Consider the following 18,299-nt stretch of genomic DNA (forward strand, 5'->3'; position numbering starts at 1 on the left):
CAGAACCCGGGTAGGGGATTGCCGAAGCCGCACCGGGTCAGATCTGGCAGGTCAGCCGGCTCAGCTCCTCGTTGAACACCCGGTTGTTCTCGCTGTAGTCCACCGGCACCTCCACCAGCTGGACGCCACCCTCGTTCATGGCTTTCAGCAGGGTCGGCTTCAGGTCGGCGGCGGAGCTGACTCGGTGCCCGGTGGCGCCATAGGACTCGGCGTAGCGGACGAAATCGGGATTGCCGTAGTCCAGGCCGAAACTCTCGAAGCCATCCTGGTTCTGTTTCCACTTGATCATGCCGTAGCCGTTGTCGTTGATGATCACGATCACGAGGTTGAGCTTCAGCCGCACCGCGGTCTCCAGCTCCTGGCTGTTCATCATGAAACCGCCGTCGCCACAGATGGCCATCACCTTCTGGTTCGGGTACAGCATGGCCGCGGCCATGGCGCTGGGCAAGCCGGCGCCCATGGAGGCGAGGGCGTTGTCCAGCAGCACTGTATTGTTGTCGTAGGCCTTGTAGTTGCGGGCAAACCAGATCTTGTACATGCCGTTGTCCAGGGCAATGATGCCGTCCTCCGGCACCACCTGGCGGATATCATGGACAATACGTTGGGGGATGATGGGGAAGCGGTCGTCGCTGATGCGCTCGGCCAGGTGTTCCTCCACCGATTCCTTGACCCGCATGAAGGTGGAGAAGTCGTGGTCGGAGCTCTGGCCGCAATTCTCCGCCAGCCAGTCAATGCTGTTGGCGATGTCGCCGATCACCTCGTGCTGGGGGAAATAGACCGGGTCCACGTCCGCCGGGCTGAAGTTGATATGAATGACCTTCTTGCCGCCCGGCTGCATGAAGAACGGCGGTTTCTCCACCACGTCATGACCCACGTTGATCACCAGGTCGGCATGGTCGATGGCGCAGTGCACGAAATCACCGGTGGAGAGCGCGGCGCTGCCCAGATAGAGCGGGTGGCGCTCATCCACCACGCCCTTGCCCATCTGGGTGGTGAAAAACGGAATACCGGTGGCATTGACCATGTGCACCAGGGCCTGGGAAACCCGTTTCCGGTTGGCGCCGGCGCCGATCATGATCAGCGGGTGCCGGGCCGAGAGAATCATGTCGCAGGCGGTTTGCAGGCTCTTGATGCTGGCGGAGGGCCTGCGGGCATCACTGGGCCGGAAGATGTGGGTGTCCCGCTCGGCTTCCTCGGCGGCAATGTCCTCGGGCAGTTCCAGGTGCACCGCGCCGGGTCGCTCCTCGGTGGCCAGCCGGACCGCCTCGCGCAGTTTCGCCGGAATGGTGTTGGCGTTGCTGATCTGCCGGGTGTATTTGGTCAGTGGCCGCATCAAATGAACGGTGTCGATGATCTGGAACAGGCCCTGCTTGGAGGACTTGATGGGCTTCTGGCCGGAGATCATCAGCATCGGCATGGCCCCCAGCGTGGCGTAGGCAGCCGCAGTCATCAGGTTGGTGGCGCCGGGGCCCAGGGTGGACAGGCAGACACCGACGCGGCCGGTAAGGCGGCCGTAGGTGGCGGCCATGAAGCCGGCGGCCTGCTCATGGCGGTTGATGATCAGCTCGATACTGGAGTTGCGGATGGATTCCAGCAGGTCCAGGTTCTCTTCGCCGGGCACGGCGAAAATGTACCGGACTCCCTCGTTCTCCAGCGCTTTGATAAAGATGTCGGAGCCTTTGAAGGCCTTCTCCTGATCGGATGAAGTCATGGGTTCTCCCTTTGCGACAATGAAACTATGGGCCAAACAGCGGGGTGACGACAAGTCGGCGCTTCCAGCCGGGCCTGGCTGGATCGGCAAAACTGTTAAACAGGTGCCGGTTGGGGATGGCCCTGGCCGCTATAGTGTGAGTTCGCGAATTCAGGCAATAACAACAAGACTGACGCGGAGACAGACATGGCAAGGTCAACAGCCGGGAGCCCGGTCGACAGGCCGGGCTCCGTTGTGGCGGCCCCGCCAGTGGGCCGGGTATTGATTGTCGACGATCATCCCTTCTTCACCGATGGTCTGGCGGCGATCCTGCGGCAGGAGAGCCTGGTGCTGCAGGTGGGCCGGGCGGACTCGGTGGCCGCCGGCATCCGGTATCTCAAAGCCCATCCCGACACCGGGCTGGTGCTCCTGGACCTGGGGCTGCCGGGGGAGGGCGGCATGGTGTTTTTCAGCGAGCTGGACGCGCTCGGACTGGCGGTGCCGGTGGTGGTCATCTCCAGCACCGAGGACGAGCGGGTCATTCGCGGCGCTCACCAGACCGGTGCCATGGGTTATATGTCCAAGGCCGCCGGCCGCGCCACCCTGGTACGGATGGTTCGCCAGGTCAGCCGCGGCGAGCGTTTCTTCCCGGAGCTGGCGCTGGCGGAGCCGACCTCCTGCTACCTGACGCCGCGCCAGCAGGAGGTCCTGCAACTGCTGGCGGAGGGCCTGCCCAACAAGCGTATCTGCCAGCATCTGGATCTGACTGATCACACCGTCAAGACCCACCTGAAGGCCATTTTCAGCCAGCTCGGTGTCCACTCCCGCACCGAATGTGTGGCCCGGGCCCGTCTTCTGGGGCTGATCTAGAGGGTCGCCGGCGCCGGTGTGACGGTTCGCTGTGCCGGCCCCACCGAAGTGACAGCCGGCAGTGTCACCCAGAAGCGGCAGCCGCGTTCCCTGCCCGCCGACACACCGCACTGGCCGGCCATCAACCCGGTGAGTTCCCGCACGATGGCAAGCCCCAGCCCCAGGCCACGGGTCTCAGCACCCTGGCCGGACACCCGGAAGAAGGGTTCGAAAACCCGGGCCCGGGTCTGGGCATCGATGCCGCAGCCGTTGTCTTCCACTTCGAAGCGGATCTGTCCGTCCTGCGCCAGGGCGCAGACCCGTATCCGGCTGGCGCCGCTGTGTTCCAGGCTGTTGAGTACCAGGTTCTGGAGCACGCGGTGGAGCAGTTGCGGGTCGGCACGGAATACCGGGCCGGCCACCGGCCCCACGGTGAATACCACACCCCGCTCCGCCGCCGCGTCCGCCACTGCGTTGGCCAGGTTCTGCAGCACCTGGTCGGCACTGAGGTCCGCCGGCGCCGGAATGACCATGTTCTCCTGCAGCCGGGACAGGTCCAGTACCGAGGCCAGCAGACCGTTGAAGTGCGCCAGCGAGGCTTTCAGCCGGGCCACCAGCGGAGCCTCGTCGGGCGGTAGCCGCTCCGGCCGGAGATTGTCCAGCAGCAGGCTGATCACCTGCAGGGGCTGACGCAGGTCATGGCTGGCGGCAGTGATCAGGTGGGTCTTGCGGAGGTTGTCCCGTTCGGCGGACAGTCGGCCCAGGGCCAGCAGCTGGCGGTCCAGATAGTGGGCGCGCTGGCGGTACTCGCTCAGCCATGCCCCCACCATGCCGATGATGCTGGCGGTGGCCAGGAAAAAGCCGTTCATGGCCACTTCCGGCAGCGGGGTGGCCACCGCGATTTCCATCGCCAGGTAGGCCACCAGAATCAGTAGCGAGGCCAGCGACACCGAGCGGAACGGCAGTCCCATCACCATGTAGCCGAACATCAGCATCAGCAGGATGCCGTCGTAGGGCATGGCCACGCCCTGAAGGCGGGCCAGGGCGATGATGATCACCACACTCAGACCACCAGCCAGGTAGGCGACGGTATAGCAGCGGCTGAAAAGCCGGGCCGATATGGGCTGGTAGGACAGCATCAGCACCATCAGGATCACCGGTGTGGTGAACAGGCCCCGCACCATCAGGGTCTGCCGTGCCAGCTCGGGCGGCAGCATCGCCAGGTCAAGGCCGGCGTAGCAGGCCAGCAGGGCGAGGGCGCTCAGACTCACGGGACGGCAGCGCGCCCGCAGGCCTTTATCCCGTTCGATCAGGAAGGCCCGTTCCAGCAACGGCGTGAAGCGCAACCGCCGAAATCCCGAAGCTTTCTGTTCTCTGAGCTCTGAAATGTTCATGCGCCCCGTCCCGGCCACTGCCATCCGCACAGTGTAGAGCCCGGGGCCGGAGACAACCGGCAATGGGCCACATTTTCGAGCTTATTCCGGTGCCGCGGTGGTTCCGGGCCGATCGCCCGCCGCCAGCCCCCGCAGCCGGGCCCAGGTTCGGGCCTGCTCGGTCCGGAAGTGCTGCTCCAGCAGGGTCGAGCGCTGTGCCGCCAGGTCCTGATGGGCCAGGCCGGACGCCTCCAGTCGGGCCATCTCCATGCTGAACGCCTGGTACTGGTCATCGAAGGTGGCCCGTTCCTCCAGGTAGCCCACAATCTGACCCACCTGCTCCTCCGCCAGACCCAGTGCCCGCAGGCGTTCGCCGGCGTCGGCCGGGGAGGCGGCAGCGGCAATGGCCTGCTGGTGCCGGTCATGCCGCTCGCTGTCTTCGTGCAGGCGCTGTTCGGTTCGGCGTATGACCGGTGGCAGCTGCTGGCGGTGCCATTCCATCAGGGTGTCCCGGGCGGCTGGGGTCAGGTCGTCGCGCTGCTGCAGTGCCAGGCTGGCCAGGGTGTAGTCGCCGTAGGCTTCCTCCAGCCCGAAGAAGGCATCGTGGGCCCGCGGGCTGAAGACGCTGCGGCGCAGGGCCTTGAGCTCGCCCAGGGCTTGCTGGAACATGCCCAGCTGATAGGCCGGGTCCCGGGCCCGGGCCGGATCCAGCGGCCGATCACCCAGGGCCACGGCTTGCTGTTTGTAGCGCAGGTAATCGTCCAGCAGTGCCAGGGCCTGGTCGGCGGCGGCCGGCGGCAGGTGGTCCCGGGCCAGGCGCTCGATTTCAGCCAGTGCCCGCTCCGGGCTGACCTCCCCCACGGTGTTGAGGAAATAGTCGAAGAAATCCCGGGTGGCGGTGTCCAGAATCAGTTCACCAGCGGCGTTTGCCGCCAGGCGGCCGTCGATATCGGTGCCGTGAAGGGAATCGGCAAAGGGCTCCGGGCCCAGGCTGGGGGGTGTTTTGTAGGTCGGCGCCTCGGTTTCGCTATGGGTGGCAGGCAGGGCGGCGGACCGGGTCTGGATCGGTTCGGCGTTCGCGGCTCCGGCGCTGGCGGCTGTGGCGTTGCTGACCGGCGGCTCGGGGGTGGCCGGTGGCGCCGGCTGGCGCAGCCAGACACCGGTGAGTGTGGCGGCAAGTACCGTCACGGCGAGGCCGGTCAGCCAGGTTGGTTTGGTCATGGGCGAGGCTCCCCAACAGGAAACACCCCGGCAACCTGAGGCTGCCGGGGTGCGGATCAGGTTACAGACCGCGGTTTTTCAGACGGTTGGCGTGGCTGCGGTAGAGCGATACCGGGTCGGTCCACCAGGAGCGGGCGCCGAACAGGTGGTTGATGGCATCCACGTGGTTCATGTCGTAGTGGGTGCCGATGACCCGTCCCATCATGGTGGAGCAGACCCCCACCAGTCCATCGTTGGGCTCGTTGCCGAAGGCCAGCGAGGTGACCCCCAGGAAGGGGTCGGTGACATCGGTCCAGTTGGTCCAGACCGAGCGGCCGGTCCAGGAGAAGAACTTGATCCGCTGGCCGCCGATCCAGACGTCCTCGTTGGTGCCGGCGCAGGACCAGCGGTTGACGCCTTTCCAGCCCAGGGCATTGTTGAGACTGGTGGTGCCGCGGCTGGTGAGGGTTTCGAGGGCCGCCACGCCGTCCTGGGGATTGCTGGAGCCGGACAGCGCGTTGACGATGTCCCCCAGGGCATTGGCGATGGCGTTGGCGCCGCCCTCGACGTAGCTGCCCGGCGGAATCAGGCCGCGGGCGACATCGGCCACTTTGGAGCCTTTGTTGACGCCGTTGATGGAGGTCACGGAAGCGATCCGGTGGGGAATCAGCGAGGCAGTCACACGCGCCGTGGGGGCACCCTGGCTGTGGGCCATGATATTGACCTTGGCCGCCGGCAGCCCGTTGATGTAGTTGGCAAGCTGCTGGCCGCGCTGTTCGCTGGAGTTGACGAAAGAAACACTGGCGGAATACACCCGTGCGCCGCTGCGTTCCAGGTTCCAGGGCACGGTGTGGAAATAGTTGATCAGACCGCCAATGGTGTTGAAGCCGGTGACGCCGTGCACCAGCACAATGGGATGACGGGTCTGGGTGTAGCTGGCGTGGCTCAGCGTGGGCGCGGCCAGAATGGCACAGCCCAGCATCACCGCCACGGTGATGAGGTTACGCATGGTGGACTCCTGTTGTTTTTGTGGGTGGCCGCCTGCGGGCGGCCGGATGTCGTCGATGCGTGGGGGAGTATTGGTCAATGGCCGGCGATGCGGAATCGCCCATTTGGGGGAGATGGTGGGCCGCGCCTCTGCCGGAGCTTCAGGCGGCGGCCACTGACTGGGTGAAGCGATACTCTGGCGAGGCCTTGGCGCGGGTTTTGGCGTAGGACGCGGTATCGGCCAGCTGGTCGGCGGTGCGGCGGTCGCCCGGGCCGACCCGGACCAGGCCGGCGGAGAGGCTGACCAGGGGAAAGCGGCCATGATGGCCGTCCCGGCCGGTGCTTTCGACAAAGCCTGCCGCCTGCATGTCAGCGGGGTAGCAGGCCTGGGCGCTAAGGGCGAAACCGTGCTGGATCCGTTCGCAGACGGCGGCGGGATCCTCATTGCGGGTGATGACCACGAAATCGTCACCGCCGATATGGCCGACAAAGTCGCTGCGGGCCGGGAACTCGCTGACCAGGGCTTCCGCCAGGTTGAGGATGACCCGGTCACCGGTACGGTAGCCCAGGACATCGTTGAGAGGCTTGAAGTTGTTGATATCGAAATAGATCAGCGTAAAGCCGCCGGCCAGATTGACCTGGGCTTCCAGCGCCTGCTGGATGGGCACGTTGCCGGGCAGCAGTGTCAGCGGGTTGGCATACCGGGCCTTCTCGATCTTCTGGGCGGTGATCTGCTGCAGCAGCGAGCGGGTGGCTCCCAGGCCGAGATAGCGGCCCTCTTCGGTGATGATGAAGTGCTGCTTGAGGTAGTGCAGATCCTCCTCGATCAGGCGCTGGCTGATGTCCTCCAGCGACATGGTGTGCTCCACCACCAGGGCGTCACTGCTGAGCAGGTGCAGTACCTCCCGCTTTTCGTTGAGGGCGCGGCCGTAGGGGGTGCTGAAGGTCTCCAGGATGCGCCATTTGTGCAGCAGACCCAGGGGCCGGCCGGCCTCCACTACTGGCAGGGCGAACAGGTGGGGCTCCCGGTGCAGGCGCTGCCAGGCCTCGTTCAGGGTTGCGTCCGGTGCAATGGCGGCCACTGGCTCGCACAGGCTCAGGGCAGCCTCCTGCGTTAACCGCTGAGGTGCCCGCCAAGGCGCAGGCAACAATGCTTCCAGGCTGGCGGTGGGGATGGCTTTGGGGCGGCCGAACAGGAAACCCTGCACCAGGGTAATGCCCAGTTCACTGATCAGCTTGAGCTCCGCCGCGGTCTCCACGCCTTCGGCAATCAGCCGGCAACCCAGCCGTTCGGACAGGTCCACCACCGAGCGCACAAACTCCCTCTTGACCAGATCGTCCTGGATGTCCCGCACGAAATGCCGGTCGATCTTGACGAAATCCGGCTTGAGTTCGGACCAGAGCTTGAGCCCCGAGTAGCCGCTGCCCAGGTCGTCGATGGCGATGATGAAGCCCCGGGACTTGAGCCACTGCAGGGATTTCTGCAGGCCCGCCAGGTCCGTGGTGGGGTAGCGTTCGGACAGTTCGATGACGATGTCCGACGGCGACAGCCGATTGGCGGTGAGCAGCGCCACCAGCCGGGCGGTCTCGAAGCGCGGCGGCAGTAGCATGTCCGGGCTGACATTGACAAAGAGCTTCTGGGGCACGCCGTGGCCGGCCCAGGTGCTCGCAGCCGTGCGCAGGCAGAGAGTTTCCAGTTCCCGGGTCAGGTTGCAGCGCTCGGCGGTCTCGAACAGCATCGGTGCGGCATGGAGGGGGCTGTCCGACGGTCCGCGGCTCAGAGCCTCATAGCCGTAGACCACGCCCTCCGCGGTGTCCACGATGGGTTGCAGAAGTGTGGTGATGCGCTCCTGGCTGATGAGACTCTGGAGTTCGAAACCAAGGCCATCCTGCATAATGTGCTCTCCCCCCGGCCACTGCTCGGGCTGCCGCCGACTGCTTGCCTGGACCAATTTGCCTACCTGTCCGGTTGATACCTCCGAGTCACCTCCATTTGAGCTCCGGATTGGTTGTTGATGCGACGGAGCCTGGAACAGGTCCCGTCGTCTGCGTCCTTGTGCGTGGGCTGACAGCATGACCGGTGATTGTGACAGCTGTGTTGCGGGGCGTCAGTTGAAGCGGTGGGGCTCCAGTTCGATGTGCTCGATGCGACGTCCCAGCATGATGATACGGCCCAGGTAGCGCTCCTCGCCGGTGGCGGTGAAATCGAACAGGAAGCGTCGCCAGACCCGCAGGTGACCGTCCTGGTCGCGTTTGAACCAGAGCCCTCTCAGGTAGACCGCGTCATCCAGCAGCATCACGTCCATCCGCTGGCAGTGCTGGTGGGCGGCGCTGACCACGAAGTCCTTGATGGCCTTGGCCCGCCACCAGTACCAGGCGGCAAAGCCGAGCAGGAAAATCCAGAACAGGGTGCCCAGGGTCACAGTCGATCCATTGCGGAGGAAGTTCGGCCCAAGCCTACAATGAAGCGCCGGCCGGCGCGAGTCCGGCCGTTGCTCAGGCTCTCTGGCTGGTTGCTGTGATCGGAGCCGGTAGGGCGGGCTGGCGACCCAACATGGTGAGGAAATGGCTGGCCAGCAGGTGGGCCTGGTCAACGTTCTGGGATAAGGTTTCGGATTCCTGGCGGGCCTGTTCGCTGCTGGTAACGGAGCGGTCCCCGAGCGCCAACAGGTTGCGAGCCTGTCTTTCCACCTGGAGACTCAGGGCGGACTGCTCCTCCGTTGCGCCCGCCACCTCCTGGCTGCACTCGGCCACCACCGCGATATCGGCGAGGGTAGCGTCCAGCGCTGCAGCGGTCTCGGCGGTCACCTGGCGGGTATGCTCGGAGGTGGCGACAGCCGCGTCGATCTGTTTTACCACCTCGGCCGTGTCATCCTGAAGGCTTGCCACAATGTTGGTGATTTCCTGGGTGGAGTCATGGGTGCGGCGGGCGAGGGCACGAACCTCGTCTGCCACCACGGCAAAGCCGCGGCCATGCTCGCCGGCCCGGGCGGCCTCGATGGCGGCGTTCAGGGCCAGCAGGTTGGTCTGCTCGGCAATGCCGGATATGACTTCCACCACGACCCCAATGGCCTCGTTCTTGGCGGCCCGGTCGCGAATGCGGGTGTTGGCGTCCCGCAATTGTGTCGCCAGTGCCTCGATGCCCCCCGAGGTCTCGGTCATGCGTTGCCGGCACTGGGATGCGGAGGCACGAATGGTGTTGGCTGCATCGTGGGTTCGTGTCGTCAGCTCGCTGACGCGCTCGACGCTCTGTCCGAGTTCCGCGAAGGCCTGTGTTATGGCCTGCAGATCGTCCTGCTGGTGGCGGATACTGCTAACCGAGCTTGCCACGCATTCCAGTGTTCGGCTCTTGCTGTTTTGCATGGAGCCGGCATTGCTGTGCATGCGGGCGGAAATGGCCCGGAGTATGGAGTCTTTCTTCTGGCTCTCGAAAGCGAGCCAGGCGGTCTGGTCCCGGCGTCCCGTGTAGATGAAGGGCATGGCCGGATCGGTGTGCTGTCGCAGGTTGTTGACCAGCCTGACCAACGGGTTAATCAGGCGGAGAGCGGCCGCACAGCCTGCGAGCCCAACCAGCACAAGGGCGGCCAGCGCGGTCAGCGTCTGTATCGACCAGGTTATCGCCAGACTGGTACCGACAACACCAGTGAAGATCATTGCCAGCGCTGTTCCCAATGTCCTTTGCCGGACCTCAAGGCGCCGCGCTCGGCTGCCACTGCGCCAGGCCCGATAGACCTTATCGGCTCGTGCGATCTGGTCTCGCTCGGGGCAGGTACGCACGGATTGGTACTCCACTACGGTTCCGTTCTGATAGATGGGGGTGACAAAGGCATCGACCCAGTAGTAATCGCCGTTTTTGCAGCGGTTCTTGACCAGTCCCTTCCAGGACTCCCCGCGCTTGAGCGTTGCCCAAAGGTCCGCGAAGGCTGCTTCCGGCATGTCGGGGTGGCGAATAAGGTTGTGGTATTCGCCGATCAGTTCATCCCTTGAGAACCCTGACACCTTCAGAAAGTCCTCGTTAACCGCGGTGATGCGGCTGTCCAGGTCGGTGGTTGTTATCAGGTGAAGCTCAGAGGGGTAAGTGACTTCCTTGTCAGTGACGGGCAGGTTGCGGCGCATGAGGATCCCTTCAGGCGATTGACGTTCCATGGACTATGGCCTGCGGCAGGATGTGCGGATGTCCACATACTGCAGAGATTCCCCCGGATTTGGCATTTTCCGAGACTTTCGAAGGATTTCATCAGTTTGCAGTATCCGGCTAGGTTACCGGGTGCGAGGAGCTAACATGAATCAATCGAGTGGAGTATCCCTTACCGGGAGCATGGTCATGTCTACGCCAATGATGGCTGAATCCGATTTCAGATATTTTGTCGACCGCCTGCCCAAGGCGGTCATGATGGCATCCCGCGGGCAACGTATTACTTACGTCAACCGCGCCTTTGCGCGCATCACGGGCTATCAGCCTGAAGAAGTGCTGGGTCAGAAGCCTTCCTTGCTCAGTTCCGGTCTGCATAGTGCCAGCTTCTATAGCGATCTCTGGCAGCGACTGAATCGGAACGGCCGTTGGGAGGGCCTGATCTGGAACCGTCGCAAGGATGGTAATGTCTATCCGCAATGGCTGACGATCTATCAGGTCGAAGGTGACTCGGACCTTTTCTACGCCGGTGTCTTCATGGACGTGGGGGAAGTGACCCGGGCCAGCGAACCCCTTGCCAGCATGGCGTATTACGATCCCCTGACCGAGCTTCCCAACCGTACTCTGTTTACCGAATTCCTGGATTCCAGGGTACGCCAGCGGCCGGAGCCGGGGAAGACCTTCGCGGTAATGTTCATCGACCTGGACTACTTCAAGGAGATCAACGATCTCCATGGCCATGCGGTGGGTGACAAGGTGCTTCGCCAGGCCGCCCAGTGCATTCGCTCGGTGGTGCGTCAGAGTGACATAGTGGCGCGCCTGTCCGGCGATGAGTTCGCCGCCATCGTGGAGCTGGGAGAAAACGGTGAACAGCTCGAGCAGATATGCCAGCGTATGGTCAGTGCCTTCCGTGCCCCGGTGATTGCTGACGGTCGAGAGCACTTCCTGTCTGTCTCCATCGGCACCGCGCTCTTCCCCCGCGACGGCACCACAGGGCCACAGCTGCTGGAGAAATCGGACAAGGCCATGTACGCCGCAAAAACCGCGGGCAGGGCCTGCTTCCGGGCTTTCGATTCGGCGTTGTCTGAGGTTGTGCTGCGCCACCAGCGACTCTCCGAAGCCCTGTTGGTGTCGCTGAAAACGGCGCCTCAGGAATTTTCCGTGGTGTATCAGCCGCAGTTCTCGGTCAAGCGGGGGGATCTTGTTGGTCTGGAGGCGCTGATCCGCTGGCAGCATCCGGAGTTCGGTGCTGTCTCGCCAGGGGAATTCGTCCCTCTGGCGGAGGTCCGCGGGCTGATGCATCCGCTGACTGAACGCCTGGTTGCCCTGATCCGTCATGACCTGGCCGGGGCGGACCAATGCCTGCAGCCGGACCGGCGGCTCGCCATCAACCTGTCGGCCCGGCACATCGCCGATGAAAGGCTTGGCCCGATGCTGGAGCCGCTGTTCAACGACCTTGAGCGGCTGGGTTGGCGGCCTGAGCTGGAAATCACTGAAACCCACCTGATGCACCTGTCCCGGCACTGCCTCGACCAGCTCAGGCAGTTCGGCCAGCAGGGCGTACGGGTGGCCATCGACGATTTCGGCACCGGCTATTCGTCTCTTGCCTACCTGCACAACCTACCCATTCACGTGTTGAAAATCGACCGTCAGTTCATCAGTCGCCTGGGTGGCAGTGACAGCGACGACCAGATCGTCAGCGCCATTCTCGCCATTGCCGCCGCACTGGGGCTCGAGACCGTGGCGGAGGGCCTCGAAACGGAGGCCCAGCGACGCGTGCTGCAGTCGCTGCACTGTGACCGTGTACAGGGCTTCCTGCTGGCAAGGCCCGGGCCCTGGGATCAGATCATCAGCACCTACCTTGATCTAAGTCAAAGCCCGCTGGACTACCTCGCCTGATCCCATGACATTGCAATATCCGGCTTTCGGGCGCGGCCGCGTTCGGATATACAGCTTCAGTCAACAAGGAGATCATGTTGTCTGATGCGCTGAGTGGTTGCCGCGAGCTCGCGGCCTATGCACGACTCATTGACGGCGATGCCCGAGCCTGGATTACCGCCTTGCGGATATTCGGTCACTGCCCGTCGCTGACGCTGGCGGTGAGCTCGCCCCGGCGGATGATGGGATCGCTGTCGTCGCTGGCGGTGGATTCCGGCCAGATCTGTCACATTGTGGCCCGTCAGGCTTTCCGGCTAAGCGGCATCAAGAGTGACCGCACCGGCCTGCTGATGGTGCGCTCGGGTCGGATTCGAATCGATGCGGGCGGCTGTCTGCAGGCGCGGGCCGGTGATCTGGTGGTGCTCGGTCCGGCGCTGAAAATGGTGATGACAGCGCCGGCCACGGCCGACGCCATGATCGTGCAGTGGCCCGCCGACCAGGCATTGGTGCCGGCCGCCGGTCTGTACCGGACCGCCTGGGCCGAGCCCCTGTTGGCGGGATACCTGTCGCGATCGCGTTTCTTCCGCGACCATTGCGATGCCATCGAGGTGACCGAGCACTTTCTCCAGCGTCTGCAACGAGCCCTGCAAGATCCGGCTCGGGCGCCGGTCCCTGCACCGCCGGCTCCTGAGGACGAGCGGGTTCGGCGGGCGGTGCGATTCCTCCACAGCCACCCACGTTGGCGCTTTGACCTGCCTACCCTGGCCAGCGTTGCGGCCGCCAGCGAGCGCAATCTCTACTACCTGATGAAGGCCCAGACCGGCATGACACCCTACCGTTTCTATCAACGGTGCCGGCTGATCCGTTTACGCCAGAGTCTGCTGCGCTGTCACTGCGACAACCCCAGTATCGCCTGGCATGCGATGGATGAGGGATTCAGTCACCTGGGCCGGTTTGCCTCCCTTTATCGCGAGCATTTCGGTGAGCTGCCGAGCGACACCCTGGTTTGGCGCGCCCGTCTGCGGAACCAGTGTGAGGTCCTGACTGCCGGCTCGGTGCAACGGCTGACCGCCGCCTGAGCAAAAAAAGCCCGGCGGGATGACCGGCCGGGCGTCGGGGATCACGGCGATCAATGCGCCGGGGCGCTGCTGCTGTCGCCGGAAGACTCCCTGATTTGCTCGTGCTGGCGTGCCATCAGGATGTAGAAGGCCGGCAGTACGAAGACGGTGAACAACGTGCCGATGCCCAGTCCGGCCACGATGGTCAGACCGATGGCGAAGCGGCTCTCGGCGCCAGGCCCCACGGCGATCAGCAGGGGCACCATGGCGAAGATCAATGCCAGCGAGGTCATGATGATGGGCCGCAATCGGATGGCGGCGGCCTCGATCACCGCGTCCCGTTTGTTGAGGCCGCGGTCCTTCTGGAGCTGATTGGCAAACTCCACGATCAGGATACCGTTCTTCGACACCACCCCGATCAGCGTGATCAGGCCCACCTGGGTATAGATGTTCATGGTGGCAAAGCCCAGTACGATGAACGCCATGGCGCCTGCCACCGACAGCGGCACCGACACCAGAATGATGAAGGGATCCCGCCAGCTCTCGAACTGGGCCGCCAGCACCAGGTAGATCACCAGCAGCGACAGGAAGAAGGTGATCATCAGGGCGCTGCCCTGGGTCGCCAGCTGCCGGGTCTGGCCGGTGTAGTCGTAGCTGAAGCCCTGGGGCAGGGTCTCGGCGGCGGTCTTCTCCATGAACGCCATGGCGTCGCCGGCGGTGACCCCCGGTTTCGGCACGCCCTCCAGGGTCAGGGAGTTGAGCTGGTTGAACTGGGTGCGCTGGGAGGGCTCCACGTCCTTCTCGAAGCTGATCACGCTGCCCAGGGGCACCAGCTCGCCGCTGTCGGAGCGGATGTAGTAGTCGTTCAGCATCTGCTCGTCGAGCCGGAACTGCTGATCCACCTGGGGAATCACCTGGTAGGAGCGACCCTCCATGTTGAAGCGGTTGATGTAGCCGCCACCGAGCATGCTGCTCATGGTCTGGGCCACGTCCTGCATGGAGAGACCCAGGTCGGCGACGCGGTCCCGATCCACGTTGACGCGGATTACCGGCCGGTCGAACTCGATGGACTTCTGCAGGAACATGAAGTTGCCGCTGCCCATGGCCTTGCCCAGCAGCTCGTCGGCGGCGCTGTTGAGCTGTTCGTAGTCCTGGCCGGTGGTGATCACGAACTGGAATGGCAGGCCGCCCCCGGAACCAGGCAGGGAGGGCCGCGGAAACACCGCGGTCTGCAGGCCGGTAACCTTCTTGAGTTCTTCCTGGAGCATGGGCTGGACCTCGAACTGGGTGATCTCCCGCTGGCTCCAGGGCGCCATCTTGAAACCGCCAAAGACGGCGTTGGGACCGGTGATGCCAACGATCTGGAAATCCTCGTTGTAGCCGGGCAGGGTCGACATCCGTTCCTGGATCTCGTTGCCGTGCTCCACCAGGTAGTCCAGGGTGGAGGTCTGCGGGCCCAGGCCCTGGTAGAACAGAATGCCCTGGTCTTCGGTGGGCGCCAGCTCGTTCTGGCTCATGGTCACCATGAAGTAAATGGATGCCAGCAACACCACCGCGAAGAACACCACCACCGAGGTGGTCTGCATCAGGCTGGCCAGGGCCCGCTTGTAGCCGTTGGCCAGGCCCGTGAAGGTGCGTTCCACCCGGTTTTCGAACCAGCCGGGGTTGCCGTGGGGCTTGAGCACCTTGCCGGACAGCATGGGGGAGAGGGTCAGCGCCACGACGCCGGAAATCACCACAGTGCCGGCGAGTGTGAAGGCAAACTCGGTGAACAGTGAGCCCACCAGGCCGCCCATGAATCCGATCGGGGCGTACACCGCCACCAGGGTGGTGGTCATGGCGATGATGGGCACCGCCATTTCCCGGGCGCCATTGATGGCGGCGTCGAAGCGGGACTCACCGGCCTCGATGTGACGATGGACGTTCTCCACCATGATGATGGCGTCGTCCACCACCAGGCCGATGGCCAGCACCATCGACAACAGGGTGAGCAGGTTCAGGGAGAAACCCATAATCAGCATGAGGAAGGCTCCGCCGATCAGGGACAGGGGCACCGCCACCGAGGGCACGATGGCGGCGCGGACCGAACCCAGGCAGAGAAACACCACCACCAGCACGATGATCAGGGCTTCCAGCAGGGTCTTGATGACCTCGTTGATGGAATCCTCGATGAAGTCGGAGGCGTCGTAGGCCAGCTTGACGCTGAGTCCGGACGGCAACTGCTGCTCGATGCCGGGCAGCTCATCCTTCACCAGGCCCGCCACGGTCAGCGGGTTGGCGCCGGGAGACAGCTCGATGGCCACGTAGGTGGCGGGCTGGCCCTTGTAGAGAGCGAGCTGGTCGTAGGTCTGCGAGCCCAGCTCCACCCGGGCGATGTCCCGCAGCCGCACCAGGGTACCGTTGTCCTGTTTGACCACCAGGTCCTGGAACTGCTCCGGGTCCCCCACGTCGGTGTTGCTGGTCATGCTGATTTCGACGAATTCGCCCTTGGTGTTGCCCACCGCAGCCTGGTAGTTGTTGCTGAGCAGCACGCCTACCACTTCCTGAGGGGTCAGATCCACCGCCGACAGCCGCTCCGGATTCAGCCATACCCGCAGGGCGAACTGGCGGCCCAGCAGGTTGGCCTTGCCGACACCGTTGAGGGCCTGCAGTTTGGGCTGCACCACGCGGGTGAGATAGTCGGTGATCTGGGGTACGTCCAGCTCGGTGCTGTAGAAGGCGATGTACATCAGGGCGGTGGAGTCGCCGGTGGTGGAGGTGATCACCGGATCCTGGGCCGCTTCCGGCAGCACGTTGCGCTGGCTGGCCACCTTGGCCTGGATCTCCGCCAGCGCTGCGTTGGCGTCGTAGTTCAGCTCCATCTTGGCGGTGATGGTGGAGGTACCCTGGGAGCTGGTGGAGGTCAGGTAATCGATACCGCTGGCCTCGGCAATGGCCTGCTGCAGCGGTGTCGTAATGAAGCCCTTGATCAGGTCGGAGCTGGCACCGGGATAGGCCGTGGTCACGGTGACCGTGGTGCTTTCCAGCTCCGGATACTGACGGATTTCCATCTCCAGGGCGGCGCGGGCGCCGAGCAGGAGTATGAGCAGGCTGACCACCGTCGCCAGCACGGGCCGGTGGATGAAGACGTCGGTGAATCGCATTACTCAGACGCCTCCGCACCGGTGTTCTCACCCGACTGCTGGCCGGTCTGCGCGTCCTCCGGCTCCTGGATCTCCACCCGCTGGCCGGCCCGCAGTCTCAACAGACCTTTGGCCACCACCTGCTCGCCGGCTTCCAGGCCGTTCAATACGGCCACGCGGCCGTCACGGGTATCGCCGGTGGTCACGGTGCGGCGCTCAACCACCTGCTCGCCGTCATCGTTGTCGGTGATCACGAACACGAAGTCACCGTAGGTGTTGTAGGAAATGGCGGTGCGCGGCACGGTGACCACATCCCTGGGTTGGGGCTGGCGGGTCATGATGGTGGCGAACATGCCCGGCTTGAGCACCTGCTCGGCGTTGTCCAGGGTGGCGCGTACCCGAACCGTGCGGGTTTCCGGGTTGACCGAGGAGTTGATGGCGGTGACCCGGCCGCTGAAGGTCTGGTCCGGCACCGCAGCCACGGTCACGACGACTTCGTAGCCGGTGTCCAGCTTGGCCAGTTCGCGCTCCGACAGGGTGTAGTCCACGTAGATCGGATCCAGCATGTTGATCTCGACGATGGCGGAGCCGGTGGCCAGGTATTCACCCTGGTCCACCATGCGCAGGCCAAGGTTGCCCGGGAAGGGCGCCCGGATGATTTTCTTGCTGAGCTGGGCCTCGGCCTCATTGACCCGGGCCCGGGCGGCGTCGTAGTTGGCCTTGGCCTCGTCGTACTGGGACTGGGACACGGCGCGCTTGGGCAGCAGGTCCGCCACACGCTTGAATTCCTGCTCGGCGAGCTGGGCCTCGGCGCGGCGGGTGCGCAGCGCGGCTTCGTCAATCTCGGCATTCAGGCGAATCAGCACGTCGCCGGCGTCCACGGTATCACCGGATTCAAAATTGATGGCTTCCACCACCCCGGGGACCTCGTTGGCGATCCGGATGCCATTGACAGCCTCAATACTGCCAACGGACTTGATGGCCGGCAGCCAGGACTGGGTCTCGGCGGTGGTGGCGCTGACGATAGCGGGCGGCTGGGGCTGGGAGAACTGCTCCTGCATCTGGCCGAACTGGTAGAACTTGTAGCCAAAAATGCCGCCAAGCACCACGCCGAGGAAGAGGATGACGATGACAAAACGAGAGGCTAGTCGCATGGTTCGGGTCCTGAAAACAAATATCCTTGGTCGGGGCGGTTGTCTGGCCGCCGCCCGTTCGAATGCCAACTTTTGGAGGCCGGCGCCGGTCAGCCCGCTGGGCCGGTGATGATGGCTCCGGAGCGGGCATTATAGCCTAAAGATAGGAGGCTACCTACTCATGGACGCTGTCATGACAGTGTCAGCCCGCTGCTCCATAATGACGTCGGTGTGGAATTGCCAACGCCAGAGCCGGTCAGTAACAGGACCGGGCAAGCATGGCATGATAGCAGCGCCGCTATGACAATCTGTAGAGCTTACGGTTTTCACCTATAAAGAGATGGCTTGAATGCAACTGATTCTGGGCCTTGGCCTGACCGTGCTGGTGTTCGTGGTGCTGAAGTACTGGGCCGGCCTGGGGCCAGAACAGAAAAAGGCTGCCCGCTGGAAAGTGGCGACGGCGGTGGTGGGTGCGATTCTGCTGTTCATGGTTCTGACCGGCCGGGTCCACGTTCTGGTGGCGGGGCTGGCCGCTCTGGTGCCACTCTTGCGCAAGCTGCCGGCGCTGTTGCGATACCTGCCCTTCCTCAGCCGGCTATACCGGCAGCTGGGTGGCAATGGCGCAAACCGGGGAGAGGCCGGAGCGGGCCAGGCCAGCGGGGATCGCAGTCCGGTCGCCCTGGCGATGTCGGAAAGGGAGGCCTGCGAGATTCTGGGGGTGGCTCCGGGAGCCGATCGCGACACCATCGTGGCCGCCCACCGCAGGCTGATGCAGAAGTGCCATCCCGACCGCGGCGGCAGTGACTACCTGGCCGCCAAGCTGAATGAGGCCAAGGAAACCCTGCTGGGCCCCCGTTCCGGAAAGGTCTAGGGCAGC

13 protein-coding genes are annotated in these 18,299 nt (G+C 64.1%); 4 read left to right on the forward strand and 9 right to left on the reverse strand.

What is annotated here, in order from left to right:
* Positions 1 to 37: 37 nt before the first annotated feature.
* Entirely contained in the window at positions 38 to 1,711 is a 1,674-nt protein-coding gene (locus tag R3280_RS03000) for an acetolactate synthase large subunit (protein ID WP_318997096.1), read from the reverse strand.
* A gap of 186 nt (positions 1,712 to 1,897) precedes the next feature.
* Between R3280_RS03000 and R3280_RS03005 the strand changes: the two genes are divergently transcribed.
* Positions 1,898 to 2,560, forward strand: coding sequence for a response regulator transcription factor (locus R3280_RS03005; protein WP_318997097.1), 663 nt, complete (start codon positions 1,898 to 1,900; stop codon positions 2,558 to 2,560).
* On the opposite strand, the gene R3280_RS03010 is transcribed toward R3280_RS03005, so the two are convergent.
* The 6 genes from R3280_RS03010 to R3280_RS03035 form a co-directional block, all read right to left on the reverse strand.
* The gene (locus tag R3280_RS03010; RefSeq protein ID WP_318997098.1) at positions 2,557 to 3,933 is read right to left on the reverse strand and encodes a HAMP domain-containing sensor histidine kinase; all 1,377 of its coding nucleotides are present in this window, start codon (positions 3,931 to 3,933) and stop codon (positions 2,557 to 2,559) included. The genes R3280_RS03005 and R3280_RS03010 overlap by 4 nt on opposite strands.
* An 81-nt stretch (positions 3,934 to 4,014) precedes the next feature.
* A complete protein-coding gene (locus R3280_RS03015) occupies positions 4,015 to 5,133 on the reverse strand; it encodes a lipase secretion chaperone (RefSeq protein WP_318997099.1) in 1,119 nt (372 codons plus the stop codon).
* A 61-nt stretch (positions 5,134 to 5,194) separates the two neighbouring features.
* On the reverse strand, positions 5,195 to 6,121 hold the full coding sequence (locus tag R3280_RS03020; protein WP_413468734.1) for an esterase/lipase family protein: 927 nt from the start codon (positions 6,119 to 6,121) through the stop codon (positions 5,195 to 5,197).
* Between the two features lie 139 nt (positions 6,122 to 6,260).
* The gene (locus tag R3280_RS03025; RefSeq protein WP_318997100.1) at positions 6,261 to 7,994 is read right to left on the reverse strand and encodes a GGDEF domain-containing protein; all 1,734 of its coding nucleotides are present in this window, start codon (positions 7,992 to 7,994) and stop codon (positions 6,261 to 6,263) included.
* Positions 7,995 to 8,207: 213 nt separating this feature from the next.
* Positions 8,208 to 8,522 carry a DUF3301 domain-containing protein gene (locus tag R3280_RS03030; protein WP_318997101.1) on the reverse strand — a complete coding sequence of 105 codons (315 nt, stop codon included), beginning with the start codon at positions 8,520 to 8,522 and terminating at the stop codon, positions 8,208 to 8,210.
* 73 nt (positions 8,523 to 8,595) lie between these two features.
* Complete coding sequence (locus R3280_RS03035) at positions 8,596 to 10,245, reverse strand: PAS domain-containing methyl-accepting chemotaxis protein (RefSeq protein ID WP_318997102.1); 1,650 nt, start codon at positions 10,243 to 10,245, stop codon at positions 8,596 to 8,598.
* 178 nt (positions 10,246 to 10,423) lie between these two features.
* On the opposite strand from R3280_RS03035, the gene R3280_RS03040 reads away from it, so the two are divergent.
* Complete coding sequence (locus tag R3280_RS03040) at positions 10,424 to 12,130, forward strand: putative bifunctional diguanylate cyclase/phosphodiesterase (protein WP_318997103.1); 1,707 nt, start codon at positions 10,424 to 10,426, stop codon at positions 12,128 to 12,130.
* A 74-nt stretch (positions 12,131 to 12,204) separates the two neighbouring features.
* Positions 12,205 to 13,188, forward strand: a complete 984-nt coding sequence (locus tag R3280_RS03045; RefSeq protein ID WP_318997104.1) for an AraC family transcriptional regulator — start codon at positions 12,205 to 12,207, stop codon at positions 13,186 to 13,188.
* Between the two features lie 50 nt (positions 13,189 to 13,238).
* On the opposite strand, the gene R3280_RS03050 is transcribed toward R3280_RS03045, so the two are convergent.
* Together R3280_RS03050 and R3280_RS03055 are read right to left on the reverse strand one after the other, a co-directional pair.
* Entirely contained in the window at positions 13,239 to 16,310 is a 3,072-nt protein-coding gene (locus tag R3280_RS03050; protein WP_318997105.1) for an efflux RND transporter permease subunit, read from the reverse strand.
* A complete protein-coding gene (locus R3280_RS03055) occupies positions 16,310 to 17,443 on the reverse strand; it encodes an efflux RND transporter periplasmic adaptor subunit (protein WP_318997106.1) in 1,134 nt (377 codons plus the stop codon). The genes R3280_RS03050 and R3280_RS03055 overlap by 1 nt, the downstream gene beginning before the upstream one ends.
* Before the next feature lie 328 nt (positions 17,444 to 17,771).
* On the opposite strand from R3280_RS03055, the gene R3280_RS03060 reads away from it, so the two are divergent.
* Positions 17,772 to 18,293 carry a DnaJ domain-containing protein gene (locus R3280_RS03060; RefSeq protein WP_318997107.1) on the forward strand — a complete coding sequence of 174 codons (522 nt, stop codon included), beginning with the start codon at positions 17,772 to 17,774 and terminating at the stop codon, positions 18,291 to 18,293.
* Positions 18,294 to 18,299 lie beyond the last annotated feature (6 nt).

Source organism: Marinobacter sp. (genome assembly GCF_033722195.1).
GTDB lineage: Bacteria > Pseudomonadota > Gammaproteobacteria > Pseudomonadales > Oleiphilaceae > Marinobacter.

Coding starts and splice junctions, on each gene's coding strand:
- R3280_RS03000 (WP_318997096.1), bottom strand. CDS start 1,711: ATGACTTCATCCGATCAGGAGAAGGCCTTCAAAGGCTCCGACATCTTT.
- R3280_RS03005 (WP_318997097.1), top strand. CDS start 1,898: ATGGCAAGGTCAACAGCCGGGAGCCCGGTCGACAGGCCGGGCTCCGTT.
- R3280_RS03010 (WP_318997098.1), bottom strand. CDS start 3,933: ATGAACATTTCAGAGCTCAGAGAACAGAAAGCTTCGGGATTTCGGCGG.
- R3280_RS03015 (WP_318997099.1), bottom strand. CDS start 5,133: ATGACCAAACCAACCTGGCTGACCGGCCTCGCCGTGACGGTACTTGCC.
- R3280_RS03020 (WP_413468734.1), bottom strand. CDS start 6,121: ATGCGTAACCTCATCACCGTGGCGGTGATGCTGGGCTGTGCCATTCTG.
- R3280_RS03025 (WP_318997100.1), bottom strand. CDS start 7,994: ATGCAGGATGGCCTTGGTTTCGAACTCCAGAGTCTCATCAGCCAGGAG.
- R3280_RS03035 (WP_318997102.1), bottom strand. CDS start 10,245: ATGGAACGTCAATCGCCTGAAGGGATCCTCATGCGCCGCAACCTGCCC.
- R3280_RS03040 (WP_318997103.1), top strand. CDS start 10,424: ATGTCTACGCCAATGATGGCTGAATCCGATTTCAGATATTTTGTCGAC.
- R3280_RS03045 (WP_318997104.1), top strand. CDS start 12,205: ATGTTGTCTGATGCGCTGAGTGGTTGCCGCGAGCTCGCGGCCTATGCA.
- R3280_RS03050 (WP_318997105.1), bottom strand. CDS start 16,310: ATGCGATTCACCGACGTCTTCATCCACCGGCCCGTGCTGGCGACGGTG.
- R3280_RS03055 (WP_318997106.1), bottom strand. CDS start 17,443: ATGCGACTAGCCTCTCGTTTTGTCATCGTCATCCTCTTCCTCGGCGTG.
- R3280_RS03060 (WP_318997107.1), top strand. CDS start 17,772: ATGCAACTGATTCTGGGCCTTGGCCTGACCGTGCTGGTGTTCGTGGTG.